Source organism: Marinobacter sp. L-46 (genome assembly GCF_056859535.1).
Map to the genome: position 1 here is coordinate 21,696 of NZ_JBSXOP010000067.1, position 9,706 is coordinate 31,401.

At 56.7% G+C, this 9,706-nt stretch carries 9 protein-coding genes; 5 read left to right on the plus strand and 4 right to left on the minus strand.

Features of this window, described 5'->3' with window-relative positions; genetic code table 11:
• Nucleotides 1–52: 52 nt before the first annotated feature.
• A complete protein-coding gene (locus AC13DJ_RS10510; protein ID WP_474540928.1) occupies nt 53–700 on the plus strand; it encodes an MBL fold metallo-hydrolase in 648 nt (215 codons plus the stop codon).
• A gap of 21 nt (nt 701–721) precedes the next feature.
• Here the strand turns inward: AC13DJ_RS10510 and AC13DJ_RS10515 are convergent, their stop codons facing one another.
• Both AC13DJ_RS10515 and AC13DJ_RS10520 read right to left on the minus strand, forming a co-directional pair.
• Entirely contained in the window at nt 722–1,345 is a 624-nt protein-coding gene (locus AC13DJ_RS10515; protein ID WP_288371891.1) for an L-threonylcarbamoyladenylate synthase, read from the minus strand.
• Nucleotides 1,342–1,698, minus strand: a complete 357-nt coding sequence (locus tag AC13DJ_RS10520) for a BolA family protein (RefSeq protein ID WP_058341212.1) — start codon at nt 1,696–1,698, stop codon at nt 1,342–1,344. Before AC13DJ_RS10520 ends, AC13DJ_RS10515 begins: the two co-directional genes overlap by 4 nt.
• Before the next feature lie 126 nt (nt 1,699–1,824).
• Between AC13DJ_RS10520 and AC13DJ_RS10525 the strand changes: the two genes are divergently transcribed.
• From AC13DJ_RS10525 to AC13DJ_RS10535, 3 genes are all read left to right on the plus strand, one after another.
• Entirely contained in the window at nt 1,825–3,987 is a 2,163-nt protein-coding gene (locus AC13DJ_RS10525) for a DNA topoisomerase III (protein ID WP_474540927.1), read from the plus strand.
• Nucleotides 3,988–4,070: 83 nt separating this feature from the next.
• A complete protein-coding gene (locus AC13DJ_RS10530; protein ID WP_022989659.1) occupies nt 4,071–4,754 on the plus strand; it encodes a response regulator transcription factor in 684 nt (227 codons plus the stop codon).
• Nucleotides 4,747–6,387 (plus strand): sensor histidine kinase, encoded by a 1,641-nt coding sequence (locus tag AC13DJ_RS10535; protein WP_474540926.1) that lies wholly within the window; start codon nt 4,747–4,749, stop codon nt 6,385–6,387. The genes AC13DJ_RS10530 and AC13DJ_RS10535 overlap by 8 nt, the downstream gene beginning before the upstream one ends.
• Here the strand turns inward: AC13DJ_RS10535 and AC13DJ_RS10540 are convergent.
• Together AC13DJ_RS10540 and sstT are read right to left on the minus strand one after the other, a co-directional pair.
• Nucleotides 6,356–6,868: a shikimate kinase gene (locus AC13DJ_RS10540; protein WP_474540925.1), complete on the minus strand. Its 513-nt coding sequence runs from the start codon at nt 6,866–6,868 to the stop codon at nt 6,356–6,358. The genes AC13DJ_RS10535 and AC13DJ_RS10540 overlap by 32 nt on opposite strands.
• 7 nt (nt 6,869–6,875) lie before the next feature.
• The gene (sstT, locus tag AC13DJ_RS10545; RefSeq protein ID WP_482933116.1) at nt 6,876–8,096 is read right to left on the minus strand and encodes a serine/threonine transporter SstT; all 1,221 of its coding nucleotides are present in this window, start codon (nt 8,094–8,096) and stop codon (nt 6,876–6,878) included.
• 659 nt (nt 8,097–8,755) lie between these two features.
• Here sstT and AC13DJ_RS10550 point away from each other — a divergent pair.
• Entirely contained in the window at nt 8,756–9,586 is an 831-nt protein-coding gene (locus tag AC13DJ_RS10550) for an HIRAN domain-containing protein (RefSeq protein WP_482933117.1), read from the plus strand.
• The last annotated feature ends 120 nt before the right edge of the window (nt 9,587–9,706 follow it).

Genomic DNA, 9,706 nt, shown 5'->3' on the forward strand with positions numbered 1-9,706 from the left:
CCCCTTGCCGCCTTGGTAAACTTGCCGGAAAGTTTACAACCCGAGGCAGATTATGTCCCTGAAGTACCGTGTGATTCCCGTCACCCCCTTTGAACAGAACTGCACCCTGCTCTGGTGTACCGAAACCAACAAAGCAGCAGTCGTAGACCCGGGCGGAGATCTGGATCGCATTCTGGCAGCGGCCCAGGAAGAAGGCGTTACCCTGGAGAAGATCCTACTCACCCACGCCCACATCGACCACGCCGGCGGTACCGCGGAGTTGGCCAAATCCGCCGGTCTGCCGATTGAAGGACCGCACAAAGAAGATCATTTCTGGATTCAGGGCCTGGCCATGCAGGCGCAGATGTTCGGGTTTCCGGCACCGGAAGTGTTCACGCCCAACCGCTGGCTGGAAGACGGAGACACGGTAACGGTGGGCAATGAAACCCTGGAAGTGCTGCACACCCCGGGCCACACACCGGGCCATGTGGTGTTCTTCCATCGCGGCTCAAAACTGGCCCAGGTGGGCGATGTGCTGTTCAACGGTTCCATTGGCCGAACGGATTTTCCGAAGGGCGACTACAACACCCTGATTCATTCCATCCGGGAAAAACTGTTCCCGCTGGGCGATGATGTGGCCTTCATCTGTGGCCACGGGCCCATGTCTACCTTCGGGCACGAAAAAGCCACCAATCCCTTTGTGTCTGACCACCGGGGCTGACTGCCCCGGCAACCAACAGCCCTAGACCTGAAACGGCGCCGGATCACCTTTGCCAACCCGGATAACTTCCGGGGCATCGCCGGTGAAGTTCACCACCGTGGTGGCTTCCATTCCGCAGAAGCCGCCGTCGATGATCAAATCCAGTTCGTGTTCCAGGGTATCCCGGATTTCGTAGGGGTCGGTCATCGGCTCGCTTTCCCCCGGCAAAATCAGGGTGCTGCTCATGATCGGCTCGCCCAGCTCACCCAGCAACGCACGCACAATCTCGTTATCCGGCACCCGGACACCAATGGTACGGCGCTTGGCGTGTAGTAAGCGGCGTGGCACTTCGCTGGTGGCATCCAGGATGAAGGTGTAAGGCCCTGGAGTGAACGTCTTCAGCAACCGGTACTGGGTGTTGTCGACCTTGGCGTAGACGCCGATATCAGACAAATCCCGGCACACCAGGGTGAAGTTGTGCTTGTCATCCAGCTTGCGGATACGCTTGATGGTATCGGCCGCCTGCTTGTCGCCAAGATGGCAACCCAGTGCGTAGCCGGAATCGGTGGGGTACACGATCACGCCACCCTTGCGCAGAATTTCCACGGCCTGGTTGATCAGCCGCTTCTGCGGATTTTCCGGGTGAATCTGGAAAAACTGACTCATGAATCTGCTCCCTGTTCCAGTTTGGCCGCCATGGTGGCATCACCCTTCGAGCCACCCATGCAATTCGGCGAATCCGGCGTAGCCTGGCCACTGGCCTGCCATTCTTCCGGCGTAAACAGGTGCAGCGACAACGCGTGCACCGAGCCTGCCAGTTCGTCTGCCAGCACCTTGTAGATCGCCTGGTGCCGCCGAACCTTCATCTGGCCGGCAAAATCCGGTGAAACCAGGGTCACCTTGAAGTGGGTTTCCGAATTCGGCGGCACCGAGTGCATGTGGCTCTCGTTCTCTACCTGAAGCAACCTGGCTTCAAAGGCATCTGCCAGTTTGGTTTCAATGGCACTCTGTACTTTCATCTTCGTTTAACTCCCGCAATTCCCTGAGTGGTCAGTCTACTACACATTGGACCTTACCCCCGAAACCTTGACAGCAATCCGGCAAAGGGCCACATTCCCGAACCGATCCAGCAACGCCAAGACCCCATGCATCTTTACATAGCCGAAAAACCCAGCCTGGCAAGAGCCATTGCTGCCGCCCTGCCCGGCCCGCACCAGAAAGGTCAAGGCTGGATTCGTTGCGGCCAGGGCAAAGACGCCGCCACAGTGAGCTGGTGCATCGGCCACTTGCTGGAACCGGCCGAACCGGCCCGCTATAACCCGGCCTGGAAAAAGTGGCGGTTGGAAGACCTGCCCATGATTCCGGAGCCATGGCAGCTGTCCCCCAAAGACAGCGTGCGCCAGCAACTGAAGGTGCTGGAATCCCTGATTCGCCAGGCCGACACCATTACCCACGCCGGAGACCCGGACCGGGAAGGCCAGCTGCTGGTGGATGAGGTACTCCGTTATGTGGGCACCGAGGCGCCGGTGCAACGGATACTGATCAACGACCTGACCCCCAACGCCGTTGCCCGGGCCATACAGGCGCCCAAAGACAACCGGGAATTCCGGCGCCTGTCCCATTCGGCCCTGGCCCGCCAGCGCGCAGACTGGCTGTATGGCATCAATCTGACCCGTTTCTACACGCTCACCTATCAGCAACAGGGCGAACAGGGCGTGTACTCGGTCGGCCGTGTACAGACCCCGGTATTGGGGCTGGTGGTAGAGCGGGATAACACCATCGAGGACTTTGAGCCGAAGCCCTGGTTCCGGATTGAAGGCGAATTCCGCGCCCGTGAAGAAGACGCAGACCAACGCCCCTTCACCGCACGATGGCTGCCACACGAACAATTCCAGGATCACCTGGACGAAGAAAACCGCCTGCTGAGCCGTGAAATCGCAGACCAGATTGCCGCAGAAGTAAACGGCCGCCCGGGCACCATTGTGGAATCCCGGTTCCGTGACCGGCCGGAAACGCCACCACTGCCACTTTCTCTGTCTGCCCTGCAAATAGAAGCCGGCCGGCTGTTCCGCATGGGAGCCAAAGACGTACTGGATACCGCCCAGAACCTGTACGAGCGGCACCAGCTGATCACTTACCCCCGTTCTGACTGCCGCTACCTGCCCGAAGGCCACTATAACCAGTGCGAGCAGGTTATCCGCGCCATCGGCCGTGTCGCGCCGGAGCTGGAAACGCAGTTCGGCGAACTGGACACCAGCCGCCGCTCCGCCGCCTGGGACGACAAACAGGTAGACGCGCACCACGCCATCATTCCTACCGTGCGGCCGTCGGCCAACGGCAAGCTGACTGCGGCAGAGCAGAAAATTTACGGGCTGATCAGCCGCTACTACCTGATGCAGTTTGCGGCAGATGCCGTACACCGGGAAGGCAAGCTGACGGTGAAAGTACTGGAGCACAAGTTCCGGGCGACCGAAACCGCCATTCTCACATCAGGCTGGAAGGCCCTGGAGCTCCGGCTACGGGAAAACAACAGCGAACCGGAAAAGCCCCCTCTGCCAAGGCTGGAGCGAAACGAACCGGTGCTGTGCACCAACGCTGGCGTAAAAGAAAAGAAAACCCAGCCACCCCAGCATTTCACCGATGCCACACTGCTGTCGGCGATGACCAACATTGCCCGTTTCGTCGCGGACCCGGAGCTCAGAAAAACCCTGCGGGAAACCGATGGCCTGGGCACGGAGGCCACCCGGGCAGCGATTATCGACACCCTGTTCAAACGGGACTATCTGTTCCGGGAAAAGCGCTACATTAAGGCCACAGACAAAGGCAAAGCGCTGATTGCCGCCCTGCCGGATTCCATCCGCACTCCGGATCGTACCGCTGTCTGGGAGGCGACCCTTGAAGGCATCCGCCGTGGCGAAGATGACCCCCGGCAATTCCTGGCCAGCCTGAAGGAAGAAATCACCGGCTTTATAAACCGGCGCCCGAAACCAGCCAACGACGACAGCGTTGCCGGCAACGAAGCCATCCACTGCCCCAAATGCCGGGCACCGATGGTCGAGCGGGACGGCAAGTTCGGGCGCTTCTATGCCTGCACCCGCTACCCGGATTGCAAGGGCACCCGGCCGCTGGAAGACAGCCAGCCGAAAGACGGCACCAGCCAGAAACCGGTACCCTGCCCGCACTGTTTTTCACCCCTGGTGCGCCGGCACAGCAAGAAAGGCTGGTTCTGGGGTTGCAGCAACTTTCCCGGCTGCCGGCAAACGGTGGACGACGACAATGGAAAACCGGCGCTTACATCAAGGAAATAGCGCCTGCAGGGCTGATCGAACATTGAATTTCTGGAATAATGGCCGGATATTGCAGATAGCCCTATTAACGAAGGAAACGCCTGATGCGCATTGCGCTTCTTGAAGATGAGCACGAACAGGCCCAGCGGATACAGACCATCGTCTCCGAGAAAGGCCACCATTGTGACAGCTTTCCCACCGGCCAGGCCTTTCTGGGCGCGGTTCTGCACCGCAGTTACGACCTTATGATCCTCGACTGGCAGATCCCGGACATGACCGGCATCGACGTTCTGGAGAACGTGCGGGCGCACCTGAACTGGCCTATCCCGGCCATTTTCCTGACCCAGCGAGACAGCGAATCAGACATAGTACGTGCCCTGGATGCCGGCGCCGACGACTACCTGGCGAAACCGGCGCGGGCTGCCGAATTACTGGCCCGCATCAATGCCCTGGCCCGCCGCAGTAACCCGGACAGCGAGAAAGAGGTTCTGGTATACGGCCCGTTCGAAGTGAACACCCAGCAGCGCAGCATCAGCCTGCACGGTGAGCCACTGAGCCTGACCGACAAAGACTTCGACCTGACCCTGTTCCTGTTCCAGAACCAGGGCCGCCTGCTGACCCGTGAAATGTTGCTGGAACGGGTATGGGGGCTGACCAAGGACATCAACACCCGCACGGTCGATACCCACATGAGCCGACTGAGAAGACGGCTGGGGCTGAATCCTGAAAACGGATTCCGCATCAAAACCATCTACCAGCGCGGTTACAGGCTCGAAGCCGTTGCTTGACCGGAAGCTCTCACCGTGGGGCCTTGGCCTGCTGGTCCTCGGGGTGCTTGCTGGCAGCTACGTTCTGACGCTGCTCGTATTCGGCTACCAGCTTTCACCTGTCAACCTGCTGGCGATACCGCTGATTGCCCTGCCGGTGGCCGCGGCGGTGCAACTGGCTGTAACCAACCGGCTGCTGAACCGGCAGCTCGACAAAATGGTCAGAACGCAGACCTTGTCACTGCCGGAACCGTCGAAAAGACAGCCCCATCGCTTACTGGAACATTTCCGGGCCCTGCTGCGCCCGGAAGGCTGGTTGCTGGCAGAAGACGGCGACTTACTCGAAAACCATGGCATGAGCCTTGCCGAGGCCCCGCCACTGCCGGAACCCGGTGAGTGGCAGCACCAGCAGCAGCAAAGCTGGATCCGGCTGACCCGGGGCGAAACCAGTTACGTCATCGGGCTCACCCTGCGCAACGACCTCAGCCGGGAAGTGATACAGCACTTCCTGCACAAACTGGAACTGGACTCGCAACCCGCTACCGGCCCGCTCAGCCCCGGGCTCGGCCACTCGCCGCGCTTGCGCAAGGTGATCCTGGCCAGCGAACGCCTGGCCCAGATGCAGGCTTTTATCAGCAACAGCTTCGAACACATGCCGGACGGCATTATCGTAACCGACGAACTGGGGGTTATCCGGTTTGCCAACCAGCACATCGAAGACTGGTTCCGGGAGCCCATGCCCAGCATCACCGGCATGCCCCTGACCAGCCTGCTGGAAGGCCACGACCCGAAGGATACGCCGCCCTGGCACGAAGTGATTTCCGAAACCCTGACCCTGAAAGAAAGCCGCACCCTGGACGTTACCGTGCATGGCAAGGACTTCCTTGTTCACTTTGCGCCTTTCGAACTCCCCGAACACGGTCAGTTCGGCATTATCGCCAACATATCGGACATTTCAGAACTGCGGGAACAACAACGACAGCACCGGGAGGCCATCGACTTCATCTCCCACGATGTGCGCTCGCCGCTGGTGTCTCAGCTGGCCCTGATTGAGCAGTTGAAGCGGGACCCCGCCAGCATAGACGAACTGCACCTGGACCAGCTGCGGATGCTGGCACGGCGCAGTTACAACCTGGCGGAAGAATTCGTGCAACTGGCCCGGGCCGAGCAGCTGACCGAGCCGCGCTTCTACGAGTGCGAACTGCTGGCCATTGTCGAAAACGCCCGGGACAGCGTGTATGAGCAGGCCCAGCGCAAAAACATTTCACTGCAACTGATCGGCACCGAAGACCTGTGGATGCGAGGCAATGCGGAGTTGCTAGAGCGGGCGGTCATCAACCTGCTGACCAACGCCGTGCAGTACAGCCCGGAAGACGCCACCGTGAGCATCCACGTGTATCGCGCTGCCCACCTGGCCTGCCTGGCCATCGCCGACGAAGGCTGCGGCATCGACACCGATGAACTGCCCTACCTGTTCGACCGCTACCACCGGCAAAAGCGCAGCGAGCTGGCCGGCACCCTGGGCGCCGGCCTGGGATTGTCGTTTGTGAAAACCGTAGTGGAGAAGCACCGGGGCGAGATCAAGGTAGACTCCCTTCCCGATGAAGGCACAACCTTTACCCTCAGGTTTCCGCTTTCGGATCCGATGCTTTGACAACCGCTTCACAAACCTGGTCCTGGGTAAGGCCTTCGCCCTTCACTGTAATATCTGCATAGCGGGAATAGAGCGCAAAACGCTCGTCGAACAACTCGGAAAGGGACTGGTCCGGCCGGCGGGAAATGCCCCGCAGGCTGTAGTCACCGATTCTCTGAATGACCACATCCAGCGGAATATCCAGAAAAACCACGGTGCCATTGGCTTTCAGGTGGCGCATGGCGGCATCACTGTAAACAGCGCTACCGCCGGTGCTGATAACCTGGTTTTCCACGGACAGCTTCAGCAGCACCTGCTCTTCAATATGGCGCAGGGCCTGGTAACCGTCCTGGTCGACAATCTCCTGCAAGGTGCGGCCGGCCTCTTCCTGGATCAGAAGGTCGGTATCCACAAACCCCATACCAAGCCGCTTTGCCGCCAACACGCCCACGGTACTTTTTCCGCTGCCGGGCATGCCGATAAAAATCAGGTTTCGAGACATCGCCCTGTTACCCCTCTTTGCGCTCGGCCGCGCGGCAGGCGGCTGCGGTAAACAGTACATCCGTAGAAGAGTTCAGGGCCGTTTCTGTGGAATCCTGCACCACACTGATTACAAAACCGATGGCGACCACCTGCATGGCGATATCGGTGGAGATACCGAACAGGCTGGTGGCCAAGGGAATCAACAGCAGCGAACCACCCGCCACACCGGAGACCCCGCAGGCGGCCAGCGCAGACACCACACAAAGCAGCAACGCGGTACCGAAATCAACCGGTATACCCAGGGTGTTGGCTGCAGCCAGGGTAATCACAGAAATGGTGATGGCAGCGCCAGCCATATTGATGGTGGCACCCAAAGGGATGGAGATGGTGTAGGTGTCCGGGTCCAGCTCCAGGCGCTCACAAAGCTCCAGGTTTACCGGAATGTTGGCGGCGGAACTACGGGTGAAGAATGCGGTAATGGCGCTGCCCCGAAGGCAGGCAAATACCAGGGGAAACGGATTCTGGCGGGTTTTCAGGAGCACAATCAGCGGATTGGTCACCAGCGCCACGAACAGCATGCAACCCACAATAACGCCCAGCAGCCGGCCGTATTCCAGCAAGGCACCAATGCCGGCCTCCGCCAGGGTGTTGGCTACCAGCCCCAGAATACCAAGGGGCGCAAAGCGGATAACAACATGAACAATGCCTGAAACTGCATCCGACAGGTCATTCAGTACCTTGCCGGTGGCATCACTGGCGTGGCGAAGCATCATCCCGAGGCCTACCGCCCAGGCCAGAATGGCAATAAAGTTGCCCTCCATTAGCGCGGTAACCGGGTTGGCCACCATACTCAGCAACAAGTCCCGGAGGATCTGGATGATGCTCTCGGGCGGATTGCCGCTCACCTCCGGCATATCCAGCGTAAGTTCGGTGGGGAAAACAAGGCTGGCCACCACCGCCACCAGCGCTGCGATCAAGGTGCCAACCACATACAACACAAGGACACCGCGAATATGCGTGGGCTGGCCTTTCTGGTGTGCGGCAATCGCTGCGGCAACCAACACAAACACCAGGATGGGTGCGACGGCTTTAAGGGCGGAGATGAACAGCTGGCCCAGAATCGAGAAGGATTTAGCCGTTTCAGGCGACACCACGGCCAGCAAGACACCGGCAATAATGCCTAGCGTGATCTGCGGAATCAGGCCAAGTTGAATAAGGGGGCGGAAAAGCTTGTACAGGCCAGACATCAAAAGCTCCGGTTGCTTGGTGGGACGGAATACTTGAAACCGCCGCAAATATCAGGGAACTCCGCACCCGGAATTAAAAAAAGAAAAGCAGATCAGAACATTACTGATCTGCTTTTCTTTTGACAACAAGCGGCGCAGATTTTGACCGACAATGATACAGACGCCTTACATTGGTCGCAATCTGACACGTTCAGCGTAAATAGGCCGAAATCTCACTACAGTCCCGTCATTCAAAGCTCTGAAAGCTCCTTCGGGCGACAATTCCTGGTTACGATCATCCTCAGGATGGAAGATCAACCAGCTAACCAATCGTACCCATCGGTCGCAAAGCGAACACTCAGATCGACCACAAAGCGGACTGTTTCATGGGCCGCGTGACCCCGTTTCCTCCCCCTCCGATTCATTGAATGACTTGACGCCATTGGAATGTCTGGCGAAACACCAGCGGGCGGAAACCTCTAATCAGCAGTGTGACTAAAACAGGGGTGTTTACAATCGGTCCTCATGCGAACTCGCTGACCCGGCTATCTGTCCCCCCCCAATTACCTTGGAAGAAGTCCTTGCTGCATCATTAAAGCTCTGGCAATCTTTCTAAATTCGACAAGCAGCGCAACTGAAGATAGCAAGTTCAAACAGTAGATCCATCAAAAGGAATACTGATGCATGAGACATGGACGGATCCAGATTCAGGATATAATTGCAAAATTATAAAGTTTTCTGATGATCGCTTCAAAGCTATCGCCAAGAGTCCTGACGGCGAAACTGAAATTTCTTTCGAAAGAAGAAATCGACACATTGCCAAAAGAGAACTCATAGCTGCAATTCATTCAGCTAGAGAAAAAAACCTTAACAAAAAAACGGGAAAAAGCAAAAGGGCTAAAAAACGAAAAGAAAGAAAGCTCCGAGCACAAAAAAGAAACGCGGAAATTCATAACCATAAAGGCGAAACTGCCAATAGTTCGTCGTCAGCAGTAGTATGTGTCGTTGACAAAAACGACTTGAGCGACTTGCAAAATCAAAAATTCAGTTCTGAAGTCGTTATTAAAGTAGAAGAAGTGGAGCCTCCGTCCCGTAAATTGCATAATACATATCGATCGGACGTTAAAAAAGGTGCTACCGTTGATGAAAGCTCAAAAAATTCAAATGTAATTTATACCATTAGTTCAAAATCACAGCTATATGTTCCAATTTGGAATCGCAAAGAAACTGACAATATCATTTACTTTGAGTTGAGAGGGAATAGTTATCACGAAAAACCGACATCAGATATTCTAATTCTTTCGCCTGATCCATCAAACCCATTTGACAGCAATGCAATTAGAGTTCTTGACTCCAATCATAGAATGATTGGTTATGTACCGAAAGAAATCGTTTCATCTAAAAATACTTACAATGACCTAACAAAAAATGTTAAAAACGTATTTCTTGAAAAAAAGAATAATCAGTTTTACGTAAAAGTATATCTAAAGCCTAGCCCGAATTTCTCATGAGGGGATAAAAGAAAGCGGCTGAAAGTGTTAAAATTTCAGGACCTTACACCATCAATCAACACCAACAACCGCTATCCAAAATGGTACCTCAAAAACTGACCTTCTCGCCACTTTCCCGCC

Excerpts from the sequence above, each read along its gene's own strand:
- AC13DJ_RS10510 (WP_474540928.1), top strand. The coding sequence starts at position 53 with ATGTCCCTGAAGTACCGTGTGATTCCCGTCACCCCCTTTGAACAGAAC.
- AC13DJ_RS10515 (WP_288371891.1), bottom strand. The coding sequence starts at position 1,345 with ATGAGTCAGTTTTTCCAGATTCACCCGGAAAATCCGCAGAAGCGGCTG.
- AC13DJ_RS10520 (WP_058341212.1), bottom strand. The coding sequence starts at position 1,698 with ATGAAAGTACAGAGTGCCATTGAAACCAAACTGGCAGATGCCTTTGAA.
- AC13DJ_RS10525 (WP_474540927.1), top strand. The coding sequence starts at position 1,825 with ATGCATCTTTACATAGCCGAAAAACCCAGCCTGGCAAGAGCCATTGCT.
- AC13DJ_RS10530 (WP_022989659.1), top strand. The coding sequence starts at position 4,071 with ATGCGCATTGCGCTTCTTGAAGATGAGCACGAACAGGCCCAGCGGATA.
- AC13DJ_RS10540 (WP_474540925.1), bottom strand. The coding sequence starts at position 6,868 with ATGTCTCGAAACCTGATTTTTATCGGCATGCCCGGCAGCGGAAAAAGT.
- sstT (WP_482933116.1), bottom strand. The coding sequence starts at position 8,096 with ATGTCTGGCCTGTACAAGCTTTTCCGCCCCCTTATTCAACTTGGCCTG.
- AC13DJ_RS10550 (WP_482933117.1), top strand. The coding sequence starts at position 8,756 with ATGCATGAGACATGGACGGATCCAGATTCAGGATATAATTGCAAAATT.